The organism is Plantibacter flavus (assembly GCF_900177615.1).
Lineage (GTDB): Bacteria > Actinomycetota > Actinomycetes > Actinomycetales > Microbacteriaceae > Plantibacter > Plantibacter flavus.
In genome coordinates this window covers 259,780-280,142 of record NZ_FXAP01000005.1, presented here as the reverse complement: position 1 = coordinate 280,142, position 20,363 = coordinate 259,780, and the positions used below count along the sequence as shown (strand labels likewise).

Below are 20,363 nucleotides of genomic sequence, written 5' to 3'. Positions count from 1 at the left end.
CGCACATGAACGGCCGCACCGGCTCCTTCTTCGGCACCGTCCTCGGGCGGGTCACCATGTACCGCCTCGTGACGCTGTCACTCGGCACCCTCGCGATCTACGCCTTCGTGCTGTCGCTGTTCGGGCAGGTGTTCTACAAGCCGCTCGAGCTCCTCGCCACCCTGGCCACGCTGCTCGTCGTCGGCTACCTGACGAACCGCTTGTTCGGTGCGCTGTTCCAGGTCCAGCCGCACAGCGAGTCGTCCGTCATCACCTCCCTCCTGCTGTTCTTCATCCTGTGGCCGACGAGCGAGCCCACCGCGCTGGCCTGGATCGCCCTCGCCGCCACGGTCGCCTCGGCGTCGAAGTACCTGCTCGCGATCCGGGGCCGACACGTCCTCAACCCGGCGGCCATCGCCGCACTGGTGATGAGCGTGCTGGCGAGCTACGTCACCCTCCCCGGCGTGTCACCGTCGGTCTGGTGGGTCGCCAACCCGTGGCTGCTGCCCGGTGTCGTCATCCTCGGTGGCCTCGTCCTCATCCGGACCAAGCGACTCACGATGGCACTCGTCTTCATCGTGCTCTCCTGGGCGCTCGTCACCGTCCGGCTCGTCACCGGCGGTCAAGAGCTGGGACCGGCACTGCTGGCTCCGCTCACGTCCTACCCGATCCTCTTCCTCGCGGCGTTCATGCTCACCGAGCCGCTCACGCTTCCACCGCGGCGCTGGCAGCAGCTCGCCGAGGCGGCGATCGTCGCGGTGCTGTTCTCCATCCCGTTCACGCTCGGCCAGGTGGCGTCGACCCCCGAGCTCGCGCTCGTCGTGGGCAACGTGCTGGCCTTCGCCGTCGCCCGTCGTCGGGGGATGCGACTGACGCTCGAAGGCACCCGCGCCCTCACCCCGACGGCGGTCGAATACCAGTTCAGCTCGAAGCGGTCGATCCCGTTCGCGGCCGGCCAGTACCTCGAGCTGTCGTTGCCGCACCGCGGGGCCGACGTCCGCGGCTCGAGGCGCGTCTTCAGCATCTCCTCGCCGCCCGACGACGACCGAACGATCCGCGTGGCCATGCGTGTGCCCGAGCGGGCCAGTAGCTTCAAGCGGGCGCTGAACGCGCTGCCGGTCGGCGCGAGCCTCTCGGCGACCGGCGTGTGGGGCGACTTCGTCCTGCCGAAGGACGCGAACAAGCCGATCCTGCTCATCGCCGCCGGGATCGGGATCACCCCGTTCGTCAGCCAGCTCTCCCGGCTGCACCTCCGTGCCGACCAGCGTGACGTCGTCCTCGTCTACGTCGTGTCCGACCCGCAGGAGCTCGCCTACGCGGCCGAGCTCGAGACCTGGGGGACTCCGGTGCTCGTCGTGGGACCGACGGACGACGTCCGGCTGCCGGACGGCTGGCGTGGCCTCGGACCCGGGCGCCTCGACCACGAGCGCCTCGCCGAGGCCGTCCCCGACCTTGCTGAGCGTGAGGTCTTCATCTCCGGTCCGCCCGCGATGATCGAGGCCCTGAAGCCCGCCCTGCGCGGGATCGGCGTCGGACACGTCCGCACCGACGCCTTCAGCGGGTACTGATCGACAGGCTCGTGGACCCGACCCGCTCGGGCGTCGAGCGAGTGGCGGACCGGTCCCATCGGCGGCACGAGCCTAGGATGGTCCACGTGATGCGGCGTTGGCTCCTCTGGTGCGGGTTCGGCCTCGTGCACCTCCTCGTCGGGTGGCTGTGTCTCGTGGCGGAGGGCCTCCCGCTCGGCGACGTCGTCCTCGTGTACCGGCCGTGGGTCGAACAGGCGACGTCCGGCGGCCCGATCCCCGCCATCGACGAGCCCTGGGTCTATCCGATCCTCGCGATCGTCCCGATGCTGATCCCCCTGCTGCTCGGCAGTGCCTGGTACGGCGTCGGCTGGCTGCTGCTGGTGACCGCGATGAACGCCGGGGCCTTCGCGGTCCTCCTCGGCAACGGCCACTCTCGCCCACGGCTGATCGCGGCATGGTGGTGGCTCGCGTTCCTCCTCCTGCTCGGACCGATCGCGCTCGCCCGGATCGACTCCGTGACCGTCCCCATCGCGATCGTCGGGCTCCTCTGGGTCGCCGGCCGCCCGCGGGTCGCCGCCGTCCTCCTGACGCTCGCCGCCTGGATGAAGATCTGGCCGGCGGCGCTGATCGGCGCGATCGTCCTGGCGCACCGCCATCGTGGACAGGTCCTGGTCGCGGCGGCGGCGACGTCGGTCGTGGTCCTCGGGATCGGCCTCGTGCTCGGCGGTGCGAACGCGGTCAGCTTCGTGACGGAGCAGACCGGTCGTGGTCTCCAGATCGAGTCGCCCATCGGCAACGCCTACCTGTGGCTCGCCGTCCTGGGTGTCCCGCAGAGCTTCGTCTACTACGACCGCGACATCCTGACCTTCCAGGTGACCGGCCCGGGTGTCGACACGGCGATCGCCGTCATGACACCGCTCCTCGGCCTCGCCGTCGCCGGCGCGGTGCTGCTCGGCGTGCTCGCGGTGCGGTCCGGACGACCCCTCGTGCAGGTGCTCGCGCCGTTGTCGCTCCTGTTCGTCCTCACGCTCATCATCTTCAACAAGGTCGGGTCACCGCAGTTCGCGATGTGGTTGGCGGCACCGGTGATCCTCGGGATCGTCCTGCAGCGTCGGCGCTTCGTCGCGCCGGCCGTGCTCGCGCTGATGATCGCCGCGCTCACGCAGCTCGTCTACCCCTACCTCTACCTGTGGTTGCTCAACGTCGACCCGGTCCTCGTGACGGTGTTGACGGTCCGCAACCTCGCCTACCTGGTCCTCGCCGGCTGGGCCGTCCACGCGCTGTTCACCCCGTCCCATCACGACGAAGACGTCTCCTCGGAGTCCGTCCCCGTCCCCGCTCGAACCCACAAGGAGTGACCATGCTCGTCGCCTTCTCCGTCGCCCCCAGCGGCACCGGCAACTCGGACGGTTCCGTCCACGACGCGGTCGCCGCGGCCGTGCGGATCGTCCGCGAGTCCGGCCTGCCCAACCGGACCGACTCCATGTTCACGACCATCGAGGGGGAGTGGGACGAGGTGTTCGCGGTCATCAAGGACGCCACCGAGGCGGTCGGCGCCTACGGCAGCCGGGTCTCGCTCGTGCTGAAGGCCGACATCCGTCCCGGCTACACGGGTGAGCTGACCGCCAAGCTCGACCGCCTCGACGCCGCTCTCGAGAACGACGGCTGAGCCCATCGGGAGGCGGTCGTCCGGTTTCGCCGGTCGGGGACTCGAATCGATTCGAGGATTCCCGTACACTCGATCCATGCCCACCATCCTGGACGGGTCGACGCAGCTGTCGCCGACCCGTGTTCGTCTTGCCATCCTCGCGCTCGCCGTCGGGGCCTTCGGCATCGGCACGACCGAGTTCGTGGCGATGGGTCTGCTGCCGAACATCGCGACCGACCTCCTGCCCGAGCTGGCCGCGCGCAGCCAGGAGCAGGCGAACGCGCAGGCCGCCTGGTTGATCACGGCGTACGCGCTTGGCGTCGTCGTCGGTGCGCCGACGATCGCCGCACTCGTCGCGCGATACCGGCGCAAGACCGTCCTGCTGTGGCTGGGCGTCGCGTTCACCGTCGGCACGCTCGCGTCTGCGCTCCTGCCGAGCTTCGGCCTCGTCCTCCTCGCCCGGTTCGTCGCGGCACTGCCGCACGGCGCCTACTTCGGCATGGCCGCCCTCGTCGCCGCGAGTCTCATGGGGCCCGGGAAGCGCGGCAAGGGCGTCGCGCTCGTCATGACCGGGCTGACGATCGCGAACGTCGTGGGCGTGCCGTTCGCGACCTGGGTGGGCCAGGAGTTCGGATGGCGTTCCGCCTACCTCATCGTCACCGGCATCTTCGCGCTCGCGACCGTGACCATCTGGTTCGCCGTGCCGGTGCAGGCGGGCAACCCGCAGCAGACGATGCGTCGGGAGCTCCGTGTCTTCCGACGCGGCCAGGTGTGGTTCGTGCTCGGGTTCGGGTCCATCGGGTTCGGCGGGCTCTTCGCCGTGTACAGCTATCTCGCGCCCCTCGTGACCGAGGTCGCGGGGGAGTCGGCGACGCTCGTCCCGTGGGCGCTCGCGACCATGGGGGTCGGCATGACGATCGGCAACCTGGTCGGCGGACACCTCGCGGACCGCGGGGTGAAGCGGGCCCTGATCGTCTTCTTCGCGCTCATGATCGTGGTCCTGACCGCCCTCGCGCTCACCGCGACGTGGACCCCGACCATGTTCCTCTTCGTCTTCGCGGTCGGCTTCGCGTCGCAGGGCCTCGGTCCGGCCATCCAGACGAGGCTCATGGACGTCGCGGGTGACAGTCAGTCGCTCGCCGCCGCGCTCAACCACTCGGCGCTGAACATCGGCAATGCGCTCGGGGCGTTCCTCGGCGGTGTGGTCATCGCCGGTGGACTCGGCTACCTCGCCCCGGTCTGGACCGGTGTGGCGCTGACCGTGATCGGCCTCGGGATCGTCATCACGAGCTTCACGGTCGAACGTCGGCAGCTCCGGCGCGAACTCCTGCTGGCGAACGACGCCGAGGAGCGCCGGATCGCGGACCGCAACCCGCCGACGGCGCCGATCCCCGTCTGACCGCCCCGGCGCCGATCGTGTCGTGCGGGGTGGGGTCTGGCGTGGTGCCAGCGCGGTGCGCTCGCGCGAGCGCGCCCCGCACGCGTGAGCGCGGGTCTCCGGAGACCCACGCTCACGCCCCCGGGGAGCGCTCACGCCGAACGGCGCGGCCTCGCGTCAGCGCACCGCGCTGGCACCGGCACCCGCACGCTCGCGTCGGCGCACCGCGCTGCTAGTCGACGATGATGCCGTCGAGGATCGCCCGCTTGCGCAGGGCGACCTTCGTGCCGACGTCGATGCCGGCGTTGCGGTACTTCTCGCGGATGCGCTTGAGGTAGCTCTTCGCGGTCTCGTCGGAGATGCCGAGGCTCTCGGCGACCATCTTCACGGGCTCACCCGCGGCGTACAGCGCCATGACGCGACGCTCCTGCGCGCTGAGGCGAGGGCCGGTGCCGGAGGCGCCGCTCGCGAGGGCGAGGTCGAGCTCGGGGGAGATGTAGGACTCACCGCGTGACGCCGCACGGAGGGCGTGCACGATGGTCTCGGCGTCCTCGCTCTTCGCGAGGTAACCCAGGGCGCCGGCGGCCAACGCCTCGCGGACGACCGCCGGGTCGCTGTAGGTGCTCATGAGGACGGTCGTGACGCCCGTCGTCTTCAGCGTCGCGAGCTTCACGGCGACCGGGACGTTGTCCTTGAGGTCGACGTCGAGCAGCAGGACGTCGACGGGGAAGGCGGGGTGCGTCAGCAGCTCCGGCCAGGACGGGGTCACGACGACGAGTTCGATGTCGTCGGCGACGCTCCTGATCCATTCGGTGAGCGCACCGAGCAGCATCCGGTGGTCATCGACGATGCCGACCCTGATGCGAGACTCCTGTGACGTCATTGACGTTCCCCTTTCCGCTGGCCCTCAGCAGGATTGTCGACGGTGCTGTCGATCTCGATCCTGATCCGGGATTTCTGGTACGTGTCCGTAGAGCTGCCCACTCGTCCGAGCGCTTCCCACACCGCGGGATCCACCTTGGCGCGTTGCACTCCGACCGCTTCGAGGACGATCGGGATGACGAGCGCACCAGATCGGCCCGGTCGTTCGGAGCGGTCGACCGGTCCGAGCGTCAGCACAGCTCTGGCACTCTGCGCATCTGCTTCCCCGAGGAGCAACCATACTGCAGAGAGCAGCCCATCCCGCTGATCCGTTGCGAGATACGTCGCAAGTCGCTCGGGGTCGCGCAGGGTCGCGCGGTCCGACAACACGGACGACTCCTGGAACGCGTGCTCGAGCCAGGACTCCTTGCCCTCGGACATGAGATGACGCCGGAGCTCGGTCGCGAGGCGGGAGGCCCGCGCCGCGAGCTCGGGGCTGAGCGGGAGGTCGACCGAACCGTCGGCGACACCGACGAACAGCTCCTCCGCTTCGAGGTCGAGGGTGACGAGTTCCTCCGAGTCGAAGAACCCGAGTGCGTCCCGGACGCTCGCGACCGTGGAGGCGACCATGACCCGGTCGAGTTCGAGGCGGACGATCCGGCGGTACTGGGAGACGATCGCGCAGGCGATGAGCGGGGGGACGACGGCGACCGCCGCGAAGAGCAGCTCCGCCCCGAGCGTCGCGGTCTGGGTCCGCGTGATCGTGAGGATCGACCCCACGAGCATCAGTCCGAGCACCACGGTCGCGGCGGCGATGTCGCGGACCGGTCGGAGGGTGACGATCGCGAGCAGGACGCCGCCGACCGCCGCGGCAGCCGTCGGATAGACGCCCACGGCGTCGCGACTCCAGACGCTCGCCAGGTCGAGCGCGGCGACCACCACCAGCTGGATCAGCAGCGCGACGAACAGCCGATCCGAGAGGTGGAACGCGGAACGGCGGAGCATGAGGAAGGTCGACGCGATGGCCGCGGTGAGCAACAGCCAGGCGACGACGCTGAGCAGTGGCCGCGGGTAGTGGTGGACCGAGCCGACGAAGCGGATCGCGGCGTAGACGACGAGGATGACACCGGACACCGAGAGGCCGATGCCGAGCTGTGTCGTTCCGAGTGATGAGCGCTGCCGGTCGATGGTGCGCCGATGACGGTAGCGCCGGGTCGGTCCGGTGGTCTCCTCGAGGGCGTCGACACTCATGCTTGCGGGACCTCCAGGATGACGGTCGTCCCGGCCCCGGGGGCGGAGAAGACGCGCGCCTGTCCGCCGACCTCCTGGATGCGCGCGACGACCGATTCCGCGACGCCGAGGTGGCCGTCCGGCACGGCCGACGGATCGAACCCGGTGCCGGTGTCGGTGATGAGGAGTCGGGCCGTCAGCTCGTCGATCGAGACCGTGACGTCGGCCGAGTCCACCCCGGAGTGGCGCCGGACGTTCTCCAGGCACTCCCCGAGTGCGAGGAGGAACGCCTCGCGCACGCGTGGGTCGAGGTTCGCCTGTCCACCGCCGTAGACGTTGACCGTGAGGCCGAGCCCGGCGAACCGGTCCGTCACGGCCTCGATACCTTCGTCGAGGGTGAAGTCGGCGCCGCGCTGCAGGATGTACGAGCCGGAGGAGACGGGGCTCAGCTCCTCGCCGAGGCGGAGGCTGCGGAGCAGATGCGCGTCGTTCCCTGCCTGCGAGCGGAGGGCGGCGGCATCGACGCCTCGTCCGGAGTGGGCGAGCATGGTGAGGGTCGCGAGCGCGGTGTCGTGCAGGAGTCGTGCGTCCTGTCGCCGCTGCGACTCTGCCTGACTCGCGAGCCGCTCGGCGTTGTAGGCGCTACCGATGGTGTCGACCCGTCGGATGAGCCGGGGGATGCTCGTATCGAGCCACCCGCCGAAGGCGCCGATCGCGACCCACACGACCGCGGTCAGGCCGATGGTCGGGATCGTGAGTGCGGTGGGCCCGGTGACGACGATGATCGTGACCGCCGTCACGACGAACGCGGTCAGGAGCAGCGGCCAGGTGCGCCGGAGCGGCACGAGCCGGGCCGCGACAGCGCCCAGGCCGAGGGAGGTGATCGCGGCGATCGCACTTGCGGAGCCGACTTGGCCGGTGTTCCCGTCGGACAGACCGATGACGACGACGACCCCGACACCGACCAGGAACACCAGCACCAGCCAGCGACGGCCGTCGTACTGCTCCGCGGCCACGTGGGTGAGCGCGAGGGCGGCGACGAGGATGAGGAGGACGGTGTACCGACCTCCCGAGACGACGCCCGGGACGCTGAGGATCATCGCGGCCGTGACGCAACCCGCGAGCCCGAAGAGACGCGTCGTGCGCAGCAGCAGACGTCGCTGGGTCCTCGCCACCCGATCCATGCTCACGCTCCTCTGAGGAGTCACCTTATCGGGTGACACGACCGCCGCGGAACGGTGTCGGACAGACGGGGCGCGGCCGTCAGACGGCGAGGAGTCGGCCGAGATGCGGCGCGACCAGCGCGTTCTCGATGAGGAAGCCGTCGTGCCCGAAATCGGACCGGAGGACCGCCGGCCGGGTGCCGTCGAGGTTCCCGGGGAGATGGAGGGCGATCTCCTCCTGCCCGCTGACCGGGAAGAGCCGGTCGCTGTCGATCCCGAGCACGAGCGACGGACCGGCGTAGGCCCGCAGCGCCGCCCCGACGCCGCCCCGACCGCGTCCGACGTCATGCGAGTTCATCGCCTCGACGAGGGTCACGTAACTCCCGGCGTCGAAGCGTCGGGTGAACTTGTTGCCGTGGAAGTCGAGGTAGGACTCGACGGCGAAGCGTCCGCCGTGCCCGAGCGGGCTCACGCTCGACTGCCAGCTACGCTCGAAGCGGGCGTTCAGCTCACCCGGGCTGCGGTAGTTGAGCAGGGCCATCCGGCGGGCGAGCGCGAGGCCGCGGTGCGGGCCCTCACCGTCCGGGGCGTCGTAGTAGTCGCCGCCCTGGAAGTGGGGATCCGTGCGGACCGCTTCGAGCTGCACGAAGTTCAGGGAGATCTGGTCCGCTGTCGTGACCGGGGGTGCCGCGATCACGGCCAGTCGGTCGACGAGCTCGGGGTGGGTGGCTGCCCACTCGAGGGCGTGCATGCCGCCCATCGACCCGCCGATCACCGCGGCCCAGCGGTCGAGTCCGAGGTGGCCGAGCAGTCGGTGCTGGGCCTCGACCTGGTCGCGGATCGAGGTGTATGGGAACCGCGAACCCCACTCGACGCCGTCGGGCGCGAAGGAGGAGGGGCCGGTGCTGCCCTGGCAGCCGCCGATCATGTTCGGCGCGACGACGAACCAGCGGTCCGTGTCGACGGCGAGCCCCGGACCGACGATGCCGGCCCACCACCCGGCGGTCGCATGCCCGTTGCCGGCGCCACCGAGGACGTGGCTGTCTCCGGTGAGCGCATGGAGGACGAGGACCGCGTTGCCGCCGTCGTCGTCGAGCGTGCCCCAGGTCTCGTAGGCGAGTCTGGCGTGCGGGATGCTCCCGCCGTGCTCGAAGTCGAGGCGGCCGAGTGGAGCGAAGAGCCGGTCGCCTGGCCGGTCGCCGTCACGCCAGGCGCCGCTCGAAGGCGGGTTCGCGAGCAGGGCGCCGACCTCGGCTTCGGTCACGAAGCGGGAGGGCACGCTGTCTTCCGGGGTCTGCCAGTCCATAGGTCTCCATTGTGGCGTGCCCCGGGGCGTCGACCGGCCGTGTTACGTCACCCGGTCGGTCGAGGTCGGCGCGGTGCGCTGGCGCGAGGGCGCTCCCGCCGGCTCCGGCGCACCGGAACGGGCTCGAGTGACGGGGAACGGGCCCGAGTGACGCGGGACCGGCCCGAGTGCGCAACGAACGACGCGAGCGCGGGTCTCTGGAGACCCGCGCTCGCGGTTGTGGGGTGCGCTCGCGTCAGCGCATCGCGCTGGCGCAACCCGGGAGGGGGAGGGCTCGGGACGGAATCAGACCCGGGCGGCCTCGACGACCTGCTTCGCGGCGGTCAGCCCGGCCTGGAGGTCGGCCGTGATGTCGTCGATGTTCTCGAGCCCCACCGAGAGCCGCACGAGCCCGGGCGTGACGCCGGCCGTGAGCTGCTGCTCCGGGGTGAGCTGCGAGTGCGTCGTCGACGCCGGGTGGATGACGAGCGAACGGACGTCGCCGATGTTCGCGAGGTGCGAGAACAACTGCAGTGAGTTCACGAAGGCGCGGCCCGCGTCGACCCCGCCCTTCAGCTCGAAGGACAGAACCGCTCCGACACCCTTCGGGGCGTACTGGTTGGCCGCCGCGTACCAGGGGCTCGACGGCAGACCCGAGTAGTTGACGCTCGCGATGTCGGGGTGGGCGTCGAGCCACTCCGCGACCTGCTGGGCGTTCTGCACGTGGCGCTCGATGCGGAGGCTGAGCGTCTCGATGCCCTGGATGAGCTGCCAGGCGCTCGCCGGGGCGATGGCCGCACCCAGGTCGCGCAGGAGCTGCACGCGCGCCTTGATGATGTAGGCGAGCGGGTCACCCACGGCGTCCGTGTAGACCGCCCCGTGGTACGAGGGGTCCGGCGTCGTGAGGCCCGGGAACTTGTCCGCGTGCCCGGTCCAGGAGAAGGTGCCGCCGTCGACGATGACCCCGCCGATGACCGTGCCGTGACCCCCGAGGAACTTCGTCGCCGAGTGGACGATGATGTCCGCTCCGTGCTCGAAGGGACGGATGAGGTACGGCGTGGCGATCGTGTTGTCGACGATGAGCGGCACACCGGCCTCGTGCGCGACGTCGGCGACGAGGCGGATGTCGAGGATGTTGATCTTCGGGTTGCCGATCGTCTCCGCGAAGAACAGCTTCGTGTTCGGGCGCACCGCACGCCGCCACTCCTCGGCGTCGTCCTGGTTCTCCACGAAGGTGGTCTCGATGCCGAGCTTCGCGAGCGTGTACTTGAAGAGGTTGTACGTGCCGCCGTAGATCGACGAGGACGACACGATGTGGTCGCCCGCCTGCGCGATGTTGAGGACCGCCGAGGCCTCTGCCGCCTGCCCGGAGGCGAGGAGGAGGGCGCCGCTGCCACCCTCGAGCGCGGTCAGGCGCTCCTCGACGACGGCCTGCGTCGGGTTCTGGATGCGCGTGTAGATGTTGCCGAACTCCGCGAGGGCGAAGAGGTTCTTCGCGTGGTCGGCGTTGTCGAACACGTAGCTCGTCGTCTGGTAGATCGGCGTGGCCCGAGCCTTCGTGACCGGGTCGGGCGCAGCTCCGGAGTGGATCTGCTTCGTCTCGAACTTCCAGTCGTTCGTGGCATCGCTCATGATGGATGGTCCCCTCTGCTCGGGTGGTCGGTGCTGCTCGGGTGATGGGTGCCGCCGGTGTGGCCGCTCGGTCCGACAGCGATGTCGCCGGGCGTGGCTCCGGGTGGTGCTCCGTCGTGACCCCGAGGCTACCGGCCCCACCTGCACGCGCCAACCACGCGGAAACACGGCGTAACGCCTCGGACCGGTGGCTACCCTGGAGGCATGACGACGAGACGTGTGGTGGTGACCGGTGCGAGTTCAGGGATCGGGGAGGCGACCGCGAGGCGATTCGCCGCCGACGGCTGGGACGTCGTGGCGGTGGCCCGTCGAGCGGAACGGCTCGAGGCGCTCGTCGCGGACATCGGCGGTACGGCGGTCGTCGCGGACCTGACCGTGCAGGCGGACGTCGACGCGCTCGCCGCCCGGGTGGAGGAGCTCGGCGGCGCCCAGGCGCTCGTCAACAACGCGGGCGGTGCCTTCGGCCTCGCGTCCGTCGAGGATGGGGACGCCGAGGACTGGCGGCGCATGTTCGACATCAACGTCCTCGGCACGAAGCGCGTGGTCCAGGCGCTCCTGCCGATCCTCCGTCGGAGCATCCCCGAGGGTGGTGCCGCCACCGTCGTCGGTGTCACCTCGATCGCGGGCCACGTCGCCTACGTGGGTGGCGGCGGGTACAACGCGGCGAAGTTCGCCGAGCGCGCCCTGTTCGAGGTGCTGCGGCTCGAGCTCAACGGCGAACCGATCCGGGTGATCGAGGTGGCGCCGGGCATGGTCCACACGGAGGAGTTCTCGCTCGTGCGCTTCGGTGGCGACCAGGACCGCGCCGACGCCGTCTACGAGGACGTGCCGGATCCGCTCTCGGCCGACGACGTCGCCGAGGCGATCGTCCACGCGACCTCCCTGCCGCCGCACGTCAACCTCGACCTCATCACGATCAAGCCGGTCGCCCAGGCCGCCCCGTACCGCCTGGCGAAGGGGCCGTTGCGCGTCGCGGAGTAGGCCCTTCGACAGGCTCAGGGACCGGTCGGGAGTTCAGGGACCGGTCGGGAGTTCAGGGACCGGTCGGGAGTTCAGGGACCGGTCGGTCGCTCGGGGGCGGGATCGATGCGTGGCTCGGGTTCCACGTCGACCGGGGCCGCATCCGCGAAGGCGAGTTTCGGGACGAAGCAGAGCAGGACGGCGGCGACGAGCGCCCCCGCCCCGCAGATCGCCCAGACCGTGAGGTAGCCGGACAGGCTCGACGCCCCGGCGGTGACGGCCTGCGCGGCGCCGGCGAACAGCACCACACCGAAGACGGCCGAGGCGAACGAGCCACCGATCGTCTTCGTCGTGTTGGTCAGCGCCGACGCGACACCCGTCTGCCCGCGAGGCGCGGCAGCTGCGGCCGCGGCCGGCATGGCTCCGACGAGCGCACCGGAGCCGAGTCCCGCGATCGCCATGTTCAGGAAGACCTGCCACGTCTCGAGGTGGAACGGGAGGAACAGCAGGTACCCGACCGCGACGAGTGAGGCGGCGATGATGAGCGCGATCCGAGGCGTCGCCCAGCGCGACACGAGTGGGAACAGGAGCGCACCGACGATCATCGAGATCAGGTAGGCGCCGATGAGCGTGGAGATGTCGCCGGCGTCGAGCCCGAGTCCGTATCCGTTCTCCCGGGGTGTCCCCGCATAGGTGCTGAGCGGGGCCTGGGCGCCGAGCAGGCTGATCCCGATGAGCCCGGCGGTCAGTTGCACCGGCCACATGTTGGGTTGCCGGAGCACGCGGAGGTCGATCGCCGGGTCGGGCTGCCGCAGTTCATGTCGCCCGAACGGCAGGAACGCGAGCACGCCGATCGCGATGAGCCCCCACACCCACCACGTCTGCGGACCGTTGAGTCGCAGGAAGGTGAGCCCCGAGGTGATGAGCAGGAGCGCGAGGCTGAGGAGTACGAAGCCCGCGAGGTCCAGGGTCCTGCCCGGCAGGGGCTCTGACTCGGGGACACCGAAGAGGATGGCGAAGAAGACGAGGGTCACCGCGACGGCCGGCAGCATCATCGTGAGCGGGATGTCGCCGCCGAGGGCGGTGAGGATGCGGCCACTCGACAGCGCACCGATGATGGCGCCGGCCTCGAGCGCCACGACGAGGAGTCCGGCGGCCCGGCGGGTCTGCGAGGCCCCGGTGCCGGAGCGACGGCCCCGCTCGAAGATGAGTGCGATCTCGAGTGGCAGCCACACGACGTAGAAGCCCTGCAGCGCCCAGGCCGCGAGGAACGACCAGAAGTCCCCGGCGACGACGAGCCACCAGCTGGCGCCGGCCGTCAGCACGGTGGAGACGAGGAGGACCCGCTTGTGCCCGAACATGTCGCCGAGCTTCGCGAGGATGGGGACGACGAGCGCCGACAACAGCAGTTGCGCGGCCTCGAACCAGTTGAAGTCCGCGTCGTGGATGCCCAGGTGCTCGACGAGGTCGGGGATGAGTGGGACGTAGTAGCCCTGCAGGACGCCGCTCGTGATCTCGACGAGGAACAACCAGCCGATGAGTCCTGCGGTGATGCCCGCTGCCGAACCACGGATCGACGTCCGCCATCCGGTCGCCGAGGCTCCGCCGGTCGTCGTGCTGTCTCGCGCCATGTGGGGATGGTACAGGCGGCCCGGCCGGCAGGATAGCGTTGGAGGATGTCGACCGAGAACCCCAGCGCAGCGTCCCCGGAGCGAGAGGTCCTCGACTGGCCCACGTTCGGTGACGCGGCCCGCGAACTGTCCAGTGCGATCGTCGCGAGCGGGTTCCGGCCCGACTCCGTCGTCGCGATCGCGCGCGGTGGGCTCCTGCTCGCCGGTGCCATCGCCTACGCCCTCGACGTGAAGGCGTGCGGCGCGCTGAACGTCGAGTTCTACACCGGGGTCGACGCGCGTCTCCCCGAGCCCGTCGTGCTCCCGCCGCTGCTCGACGTGGCCGGGTTGCCGGGGAGCCGGGTGCTGCTCGTCGACGACGTGTCCGACTCGGGTCGCACGCTCGCGATGGTGCTGGAACTCATGCAGGCGAGCGGCGCGGAGGTCCGCACGGTGACGCTGTACGAGAAGCCGCAGACGGTGCTCCGCCCCGACTACGTGTGGAAGCGCGTCGACCGTTGGATCTCCTTCCCCTGGTCGACGCTGCCGACGATCACGGCCTGATCGTCCCCGCCTGATCCGGGGTGCCGGGTAGGGTCTCAGAGTGAGTGTTTTCCTCCTCGGCGGTCCGGCCGCCCCAGAGACCGAGTCGACCGTCTACGCAGCGTTCATCGCCGAGGCGGCCGCGCTCGCGGTCGTCGCCGGTCGGTTGGCCCCGCGCATCGCGATCGTCGTCGTGCACGACGGTGACGGGCTCGAGCAGTCCGCCGCCCTGGAACGTGCCGTCGCACGCTCCGGTGAGATCGAGGCGATCCGCGTGGTCGTCCGCGAAGGCGGCGTGGTCGCGCAGGCTCAGCTGGCCGAGGTCGACGGGATCGTCGTCGGCGGCGGACTGCCCTCGGCTTACGCGGAGGCGGTCGCGCCGGTCGCCACCGACATCCGACGGCTCGTCGCGTCCGGTCTGCCCTACCTCGGCATCTCGGCCGGCGCGATGATCGCCGCCGAGCACGCGATCATCGGCGGATGGCGTGTCGGCGAGGTCCCCGTGAGCCCCGAGGCGGCGTCCGAGGAGCTCGACGATGTCACGATCGGCGACGGTCTCGGGCTCGTCGACATCGCGGTCGAGGCGCATGCCGCACAGTGGGGCACCCTCGGGCGGCTCGTCGCCGCGACGGAGGCCGGGGTCGTCGACGGCGGAGTCGCGATCGACGAGAACACCGCGCTCGTCGTCGGGCAGGGGGCGCTCTCCGTCCTCGGTGGCGGCAGTGTCTGGCAGGTCTTCACCGCCGAGCACGGGGTCGTCGTCCGCACGATCGGTGCCGAGCAGCCGCAGCAGCAGTAGTCCATGACGAACGGGATCCTCGGCGGCAGCCCGGCACAGCTCGCCGCGGCGGGGTCGATGGACGAGGGCTGGGCCGACGCGCTCGCACCCGTCGCCGACCGCCTCGCGACGATCGACCACTGGCTCGCGGCCCAAGCGGCTGCCGGCGCCCGATGGTTGCCGGTACCCGAGCTCGTCCTGCGGGCCTTCCGCACGCCGTTCAACGCCGTCCGGGTCCTCATCGTCGGGCAGGACCCGTACCCGACGCCGGGTCATCCGATCGGCCTGTCGTTCGCTGCAGACCGGGAGGTCCGCCCGGTGCCGCGCAGCCTCGCGAACATCCACCGGGAACTCCGCGAGGACCTCGGTGTCCCGACGCCGGAACACGGCGATCTCAGTTCGTGGACCAGACAGGGCGTGCTGCTCCTCAACCGCGTCCTCACGGTCGAGGCGGGTTCCGCCGGGTCGCATCGCCGACACGGCTGGGAGGCGGTCACGGAACAGGCGATCCGCGCGCTCGCCGCACGCCCCGCACCGCTCGTGTCGATCCTCTGGGGCAAGGACGCCGAACGACTGGCACCGCTGCTCGAATCATCGGGCGACCCCGACCGCCACGTCATCGTCTCGGCGCACCCGAGTCCGCTCTCCGCCTCGCGGGGCTTCTTCGGTTCCAAGCCGTTCAGCCGCACGAACGACTTCCTCGTCTCCCGCGGCGTGGACCCGATCGACTGGTCCCTCGACTGACGACCGGGTCGTGGCGTCGGCCGCAAGGGCTGTCCGCCGACCCACCCCCTCGTTAGGCTTGGGGGATGCTGGAAGAGGAGTACGAGCCGAGGCGCCGGCTGCCGCCGCACCTGCGCAAGCCGCCGACCCCCGAGACCCCCTTCGCGTTCACGATGCGCGACGCCACGGCGGCCGACCTGCCCGACATCCGGGCGATCTACAACCACTACGTCGCCAACAGCATGGTCACCTTCGACGAGGACGCGATGACCCTCGCCGAGTGGCGCTCCAAGTTCGCCTACCTGCAGCGGCTCCAGCTCCCGTTCATCGTCGCCGTCAACCCGACCGGACAGATCCTCGGGTACGCGCTGTGCGCGCCGTGGAAGCAGAAGCGCGCCTACCGCTTCACGGTGGAGAGCTCGATCTACCTCGGAGCGGCGGCGACCGGCAAGGGCCTCGGCACCGATCTGCTCGGTGAGCTCATCGAGCGCTCGAAGGCCGCGGGGCTCAAGGAGATGCTGGCCGTCATCGCCGACAAGGGCGCCGAGTCGTCGATCGCCCTGCACGAGAAGTTCGGGTTCACCGAGGTGGGCCGGATGGGCCGAGTCGGGTTCAAGTTCGACCGCTGGATCGGCACGGTCCTCCTCCAGAAGTCCTTGAAGCGCTGAGCCGGTCGACGCCCTTCGACAGGCTCAGGGACCGGAACGGACAGGGACCAGGGACCGGAACGGACAGGGACCAGGGACCGGAACGGACAGGGACCAGGGACCGGAACGGACAGGGACCGGAACGGACAGGGAACGGTGACCACAGGAGGGCGCCGCCTCTAGGCTGGTCGCATGGCGGAACTCCACGAGCTGACGGCGCTCGAGCAGTGGCAGGCGTTGCAGCGGGACGAGGTCTCGCCGACGGAGCTGGCCCGGCATTACCTCGACCGCATCGAGCGCCTCGACGACGCGATCGGTGCCTTCACCTCGGTCGCCGCCGGATCGCTCGCCGAACGCGTGGAGGCGGTCGAGGCGCTGCCCCGGACCGCACCGCTCTGGGGACTCCCGATCGGCGACAAGGACCTCGTGTCCCGTGCCGGTCAGCCCGTCCGCTTCGGGTCGCGGCTCACCGCGGAGGTCGTGGCGACGACCGACGACGAGCTGGTCGGCGTCCTCGACCGGGCCGGAGCGGTGAGCCTCGGGAAGACCGCGACCCCGGAGTTCGGGCTCTACGGCTACACGGAGCCGCTCGACGGGGTGCCGACGCGGAACCCGTGGGCCCTCGACCGAGGGGCGGCCGGGTCGAGTGGCGGGGCCGCAGCCGCCGTCGCCGCGCGGCTCCTCCCGTTCGCCCCCGGCTCCGACGGTGGCGGCTCCGTCCGGATTCCGGCGGCCGCCTGCGGGCTCGTCGGCCTGAAGCCCACGAGGGGGCTCGTCCCCGCGGGCTCCGGTGTCGACCGACTCGCCGGCCTCGTCGTCCCCGGGCCGATCGCCCGGACCGTCGCCGACGCGGCGCTCCTGCTCGACGCGATGATCGAGCGCGTGCACGGACGCATCGACCATCACTTCACGCTGCGAGCACCCGACGCCGATGACGGACCCCTGCTCGGGCACGCCGTCCGCGGCGAGGGACGGTTCCAGCTCGCGGTGCTCGACGGGTCACCCTGGGACAGCGCCTTCGAGCTCACGGTCGACCCGGAGGCCCGCGCCGCCGTCGACGTCGCCACCCGGGCGTTCACCGCGATGGGGCACGGCTTGGAGGAGCTCACCCTGCGCGACGCCGAACGGTACCCGGCCGACTTCACGACGATCTGGCAGGCCTCAGCGGCCGGTGTCCCGGCGTCCTCGGAGGCGGAGCTGGCGCTCCTCGAACCCATCACGAGGTCCCTCGTCGAGCGCGGTCGGGCGCTGCCGGCGACCCGGCTCATGGAGACGCTCGCCAGTCTCCACCGGTTCGAACGCAGCGTCCTCGCGCAGTTCGCGCCGTTCGACGCGATCATCACGCCGGCGCTCGCCCAGACACCACGGCCGATCGGGTGGTACGACCAGGGGTCGCCCGAACTGAACTTCGAGCAGCAGGTGCGTTACGCGCCGCACACCTCCTTCGTGAACGCGACCGGCTTGCCGGCCATCACCCTCCCGGTGCACGAGACGTCCGAGGGGCTGCCGATGGGCGTCCAGCTGATCGGGCGTCCCGGAGGCGAGGCGACCCTGCTCGCCCTCGGGGCGCAACTGGAGCGGCGACTGCGTTGGCAGGACCGCGTCCCGTCCGTCGCCCGCTGACCGATCGTCGCCCTCGCGTCGCCGGGTGGCGTATGACGGGATGTGACACCGCGGCCGGACCCCGTCCCTCCCGCTGCGCCTAGGGTGCTCAGGCGGCCCGGTCCGGACGGACCGATCGCCGCTCCACCGGAGGAGTCGATCATCAGCGCACAGTCCAGTCCAACGCAGTCCAGCCCCAAGCAGCTCATCCTCAACCTGTTCGAGATGAACTGCGTCAGCCACATCACCCACGGCCTCTGGCGCCTGCCGGACAACCGACGCGACCAGTACACCGACATCCGGTACTGGACGACACTCGCCCGGACGGCGGAGGCGGGCGGGTTCGACGCGATCTTCATCGCGGACGTGGTCGGCACCTACGACGTGTTCCGTGGCGGCCCGGCCGACGCCCTGCGCGAGGGCCTGCAGATCCCGAACAACGACCCGCTGCTCGTCGTCCCGGCGATGGCCGCCGTGACCGAGCACCTCGGTTTCGGTATCACCTTCTCGACGAGCTACGAGCCGCCGTTCGCCTTCGCGCGTCGCATGAGCACCCTCGACCACCTGACGAACGGCCGCGTCGCGTGGAACATCGTCACCTCGTACCTGCCGAACGCCGCACGGAACTTCGGCCTCGCCGAGGAGATCCCGCACGACGAACGGTTCGCGATCGCCGAGGAGTACCTGGACGTCCTCTACAAGCTCTGGGAGGGCTCCTGGGACGACGACGCCGTCATCCGCGACCGGGAGGCCGGCGTCTACTCCGACCCCGACAAGGTGCGGTACATCGATCACGTCGGGCGCTACTTCCAGGTCGCCGGACCGCACCTGTCCGAGCCGAGCGCGCAGCGGACACCGCTGCTCTACACCGCGACCGCCTCACCGGACGGCATCGCGTTCGCCGGACGGCACGCCGAAGCGGTGTTCACGGGCGTGCGGGGGCCTGGTGGTGCAGGCCCCCTCCTGGAGCGGTTCCGTGCGGCAGCGGCCGACAACGGACGCGACGGGGCCGCGCTCAAGATCGTCGTCCAGGCCGCCGTCATCGTCGCGCCGACGCAGGAGGAGGCCGAGGCCAAGGCCGCGCAGTACCGGGAGCACGCGAGCATCGTCGGCCGGTTCGTGCACGCCGGGCTGCCGTTCGACCCGCTGGCGCACCCGGAGGACCGGACCGTCGCCGAGGCGCTCGCCGCAGAGGGGGTCCCGGCGGACGCCCTGCCGCCGCAGGTGACGGCCGGCACCGTCGGCGAGTTCATCGTGCGGGTCGGCAGCGACCTCGAACGGGACTTCTTCGCCGTCGGCACCCCCGAGGTCGTCGCCGACGAGATCGAGCGATGGTTGGACGAGGTCGGTATCGACGGGATCAACCTGCGGCAGTACCACAGCCTCGACACGCTCATCGACTTCGTCGAACTCGTGGTGCCGGAGCTGCGTCGCCGAGGGCGGCTGCGCGACGCGTATCGACCGGGGGAGACGCTCCGCGAGCGCCTGACCGGCGGGGCGGCCCGGCTCCCGGACGACCACCCGGCCGCACGATACCGCGGAGGGGGGAACCTCGGCGGTGGGCCCGCGGAGGCCGCCGACGTGTGAGCAGCCCGCTACAGGTCCGGCCACCGGCATCCCGACGTAGGCTCGTCGTGACGGTGAGTGGAGGACGATCGAGTGGTGGATGTCGGCACTGGACGGCGACCGGTCTCCCGCCTGCGCACCCGCCTGCTCGCCGGGCTCCGCTCACGGATCCTCGCGGTCTTCGCGGTGGAGCAGGACCGCCCGCCGCAGTGGACCCTCGATCTCGAGGACGGCATCGACACGGGGTTCTTCACTCCCGACTCAGCGGCCTGGACGGTGCACGGCGGTGTCGAGACCATGGTCGCCGGCATCCGGGCGCTCCTCCTGCAGGCGGCGCACCCCGGGGCCCTGGCCGGCGTGCACGACTGGTCCCGGTACCGGGAGGACCCCCTCGGACGGCTCGACGGCACCATCCGTTGGATCTTCACCGTCACCTACGGCGACTGCGACACGGCGCGTCGGACGAGCGACTACGTGCTCAAACTCCACGAACGCGTCGTCGGGGAGTACCTCGACGCCCATGGCGTGGTGCGCCCGTACGCGGCCAACGACCCGGACCTCCTGCGCTGGGTGCACCTGGCGTTCACCGACGCCTTCCTGAGCGTGCGACAGACCTGGGGCGGCCGGATCCCCGGTGGTGCGGACGCCTATGTGGCCGACTGGGCGCTCGCGGGCGAGCTCATGGGCGTCGTCGACCCGCCCCGCTCGGAGGCCGAACTGGCCAGGCAGCTGCGCGGGTACCTCGACGCCGGCGACCTGACCGGCGGCCCGCGGGTGGACGAGACCCTGGCGTTCCTCCGTCGACCGCCGCTCGACCGCTCGCTGCTCCCCGCCTATGGGATCCTCTTCGCGGGAGCCGTCGCGACGATCCCACCCGAGTACCGCCGCATCCTCGGGCTCCGCACCGCCCATCTCGGCCCGATCCCGCTGCCGGTCGTGACGGCGACGCGGGTCGTCCTGTGGGTCGTGGGGCTCGTCCTGCACGGTGAGTCACCGAGCCAGCGCGCGGCACTGCGCCGGCACCGGCGCCTGGCGGACCCGCCGGCCGTTCCCGGTCCCTGAGCTTGTCGAAGGGCTGCGCTCCGTGTTCCGGGCTGTGCCCTTCGACAGGCTCAGGGACCGGATGGTGGCTCAGGGACCGGGTGGTGGCTCACGGGCCGGATGGTGGCTCAGAGACCGGGTGGTGGCTCAGGGACCGGATAGTGGGTCGGGGAGCGGTTCGCGGCGCA

Annotated in this window: 18 protein-coding genes; 12 read left to right on the top strand and 6 right to left on the bottom strand. The window is 70.9% G+C overall.

Annotated elements, in window-relative coordinates; translation table 11 throughout:
- The first annotated feature begins 5 nt into the window (after positions 1-5).
- The 4 genes from B9Y95_RS16055 to B9Y95_RS16040 all read left to right on the top strand — a co-directional run bounded on the left by B9Y95_RS16055 (position 6) and on the right by B9Y95_RS16040 (position 4,555).
- Complete coding sequence (locus B9Y95_RS16055; RefSeq protein ID WP_085513327.1) at positions 6-1,547, top strand: FAD-dependent oxidoreductase; 1,542 nt, start codon at positions 6-8, stop codon at positions 1,545-1,547.
- Positions 1,548-1,636: 89 nt separating this feature from the next.
- Positions 1,637-2,866, top strand: a complete 1,230-nt coding sequence (locus B9Y95_RS16050) for a glycosyltransferase 87 family protein (protein ID WP_085513520.1) — start codon at positions 1,637-1,639, stop codon at positions 2,864-2,866.
- Between the two features lie 2 nt (positions 2,867-2,868).
- The gene (locus B9Y95_RS16045; protein WP_064295260.1) at positions 2,869-3,177 is read left to right on the top strand and encodes a thiamine-binding protein; all 309 of its coding nucleotides are present in this window, start codon (positions 2,869-2,871) and stop codon (positions 3,175-3,177) included.
- A 76-nt stretch (positions 3,178-3,253) separates the two neighbouring features.
- Positions 3,254-4,555, top strand: coding sequence for an MFS transporter (locus B9Y95_RS16040; protein ID WP_085513325.1), 1,302 nt, complete (start codon positions 3,254-3,256; stop codon positions 4,553-4,555).
- A gap of 211 nt (positions 4,556-4,766) precedes the next feature.
- Here B9Y95_RS16040 and B9Y95_RS16035 read toward each other — a convergent pair whose 3' ends face one another.
- The 5 genes from B9Y95_RS16035 to B9Y95_RS16015 all read right to left on the bottom strand — a co-directional run bounded on the left by B9Y95_RS16035 (position 4,767) and on the right by B9Y95_RS16015 (position 10,705).
- Complete coding sequence (locus tag B9Y95_RS16035; RefSeq protein WP_056012577.1) at positions 4,767-5,417, bottom strand: response regulator transcription factor; 651 nt, start codon at positions 5,415-5,417, stop codon at positions 4,767-4,769.
- The gene (locus B9Y95_RS16030; protein WP_085513323.1) at positions 5,414-6,646 is read right to left on the bottom strand and encodes a hypothetical protein; all 1,233 of its coding nucleotides are present in this window, start codon (positions 6,644-6,646) and stop codon (positions 5,414-5,416) included. Before B9Y95_RS16030 ends, B9Y95_RS16035 begins: the two co-directional genes overlap by 4 nt.
- Positions 6,643-7,800 (bottom strand): sensor histidine kinase, encoded by a 1,158-nt coding sequence (locus B9Y95_RS16025; RefSeq protein WP_159453432.1) that lies wholly within the window; start codon positions 7,798-7,800, stop codon positions 6,643-6,645. Before B9Y95_RS16025 ends, B9Y95_RS16030 begins: the two co-directional genes overlap by 4 nt.
- A gap of 88 nt (positions 7,801-7,888) precedes the next feature.
- Complete coding sequence (metX, locus tag B9Y95_RS16020; RefSeq protein ID WP_085513319.1) at positions 7,889-9,094, bottom strand: homoserine O-acetyltransferase MetX; 1,206 nt, start codon at positions 9,092-9,094, stop codon at positions 7,889-7,891.
- Between the two features lie 285 nt (positions 9,095-9,379).
- Positions 9,380-10,705, bottom strand: coding sequence for a bifunctional o-acetylhomoserine/o-acetylserine sulfhydrylase (locus B9Y95_RS16015; RefSeq protein WP_085513318.1), 1,326 nt, complete (start codon positions 10,703-10,705; stop codon positions 9,380-9,382).
- Between the two features lie 204 nt (positions 10,706-10,909).
- Between B9Y95_RS16015 and B9Y95_RS16010 the strand changes: the two genes are divergently transcribed.
- A complete protein-coding gene (locus tag B9Y95_RS16010) occupies positions 10,910-11,686 on the top strand; it encodes an SDR family NAD(P)-dependent oxidoreductase (RefSeq protein WP_200811429.1) in 777 nt (258 codons plus the stop codon).
- Between the two features lie 71 nt (positions 11,687-11,757).
- On the opposite strand, the gene B9Y95_RS16005 is transcribed toward B9Y95_RS16010, so the two are convergent.
- The gene (locus tag B9Y95_RS16005; RefSeq protein ID WP_085513316.1) at positions 11,758-13,296 is read right to left on the bottom strand and encodes an MFS transporter; all 1,539 of its coding nucleotides are present in this window, start codon (positions 13,294-13,296) and stop codon (positions 11,758-11,760) included.
- A gap of 45 nt (positions 13,297-13,341) precedes the next feature.
- On the opposite strand from B9Y95_RS16005, the gene B9Y95_RS16000 reads away from it, so the two are divergent.
- The 7 genes from B9Y95_RS16000 (at position 13,342) to B9Y95_RS15970 (ending at position 20,196) form a co-directional block, all read left to right on the top strand.
- A complete protein-coding gene (locus B9Y95_RS16000; protein ID WP_071262460.1) occupies positions 13,342-13,839 on the top strand; it encodes a phosphoribosyltransferase in 498 nt (165 codons plus the stop codon).
- A 40-nt stretch (positions 13,840-13,879) separates the two neighbouring features.
- On the top strand, positions 13,880-14,617 hold the full coding sequence (locus tag B9Y95_RS15995; protein WP_085513314.1) for a Type 1 glutamine amidotransferase-like domain-containing protein: 738 nt from the start codon (positions 13,880-13,882) through the stop codon (positions 14,615-14,617).
- Positions 14,618-14,620: 3 nt separating this feature from the next.
- On the top strand, positions 14,621-15,340 hold the full coding sequence (locus B9Y95_RS15990) for a uracil-DNA glycosylase (protein ID WP_085513312.1): 720 nt from the start codon (positions 14,621-14,623) through the stop codon (positions 15,338-15,340).
- A 65-nt stretch (positions 15,341-15,405) separates the two neighbouring features.
- Positions 15,406-15,987, top strand: a complete 582-nt coding sequence (locus B9Y95_RS15985) for a GNAT family N-acetyltransferase (protein ID WP_085513310.1) — start codon at positions 15,406-15,408, stop codon at positions 15,985-15,987.
- Positions 15,988-16,158: 171 nt separating this feature from the next.
- A complete protein-coding gene (locus tag B9Y95_RS15980) occupies positions 16,159-17,589 on the top strand; it encodes an amidase (protein ID WP_085513308.1) in 1,431 nt (476 codons plus the stop codon).
- 84 nt (positions 17,590-17,673) lie between these two features.
- Positions 17,674-19,155 carry an NtaA/DmoA family FMN-dependent monooxygenase gene (locus B9Y95_RS15975; protein WP_234994140.1) on the top strand — a complete coding sequence of 494 codons (1,482 nt, stop codon included), beginning with the start codon at positions 17,674-17,676 and terminating at the stop codon, positions 19,153-19,155.
- Positions 19,156-19,230: 75 nt separating this feature from the next.
- The gene (locus B9Y95_RS15970; RefSeq protein WP_234994139.1) at positions 19,231-20,196 is read left to right on the top strand and encodes an oxygenase MpaB family protein; all 966 of its coding nucleotides are present in this window, start codon (positions 19,231-19,233) and stop codon (positions 20,194-20,196) included.
- Positions 20,197-20,363: the final 167 nt, after the last annotated feature.

Excerpts from the sequence above, each read along its gene's own strand:
- B9Y95_RS16055 (WP_085513327.1), top strand. The coding sequence starts at position 6 with ATGAACGGCCGCACCGGCTCCTTCTTCGGCACCGTCCTCGGGCGGGTC.
- B9Y95_RS16015 (WP_085513318.1), bottom strand. The coding sequence starts at position 10,705 with ATGAGCGATGCCACGAACGACTGGAAGTTCGAGACGAAGCAGATCCAC.
- B9Y95_RS16010 (WP_200811429.1), top strand. The coding sequence starts at position 10,910 with ATGACGACGAGACGTGTGGTGGTGACCGGTGCGAGTTCAGGGATCGGG.
- B9Y95_RS16005 (WP_085513316.1), bottom strand. The coding sequence starts at position 13,296 with ATGGCGCGAGACAGCACGACGACCGGCGGAGCCTCGGCGACCGGATGG.
- B9Y95_RS15990 (WP_085513312.1), top strand. The coding sequence starts at position 14,621 with ATGACGAACGGGATCCTCGGCGGCAGCCCGGCACAGCTCGCCGCGGCG.
- metX (WP_085513319.1), bottom strand. The coding sequence starts at position 9,094 with ATGGACTGGCAGACCCCGGAAGACAGCGTGCCCTCCCGCTTCGTGACC.
- B9Y95_RS16000 (WP_071262460.1), top strand. The coding sequence starts at position 13,342 with ATGTCGACCGAGAACCCCAGCGCAGCGTCCCCGGAGCGAGAGGTCCTC.
- B9Y95_RS16035 (WP_056012577.1), bottom strand. The coding sequence starts at position 5,417 with ATGACGTCACAGGAGTCTCGCATCAGGGTCGGCATCGTCGATGACCAC.
- B9Y95_RS15985 (WP_085513310.1), top strand. The coding sequence starts at position 15,406 with ATGCTGGAAGAGGAGTACGAGCCGAGGCGCCGGCTGCCGCCGCACCTG.
- B9Y95_RS15980 (WP_085513308.1), top strand. The coding sequence starts at position 16,159 with ATGGCGGAACTCCACGAGCTGACGGCGCTCGAGCAGTGGCAGGCGTTG.
- B9Y95_RS16050 (WP_085513520.1), top strand. The coding sequence starts at position 1,637 with ATGCGGCGTTGGCTCCTCTGGTGCGGGTTCGGCCTCGTGCACCTCCTC.
- B9Y95_RS16040 (WP_085513325.1), top strand. The coding sequence starts at position 3,254 with ATGCCCACCATCCTGGACGGGTCGACGCAGCTGTCGCCGACCCGTGTT.
- B9Y95_RS16045 (WP_064295260.1), top strand. The coding sequence starts at position 2,869 with ATGCTCGTCGCCTTCTCCGTCGCCCCCAGCGGCACCGGCAACTCGGAC.
- B9Y95_RS16030 (WP_085513323.1), bottom strand. The coding sequence starts at position 6,646 with ATGAGTGTCGACGCCCTCGAGGAGACCACCGGACCGACCCGGCGCTAC.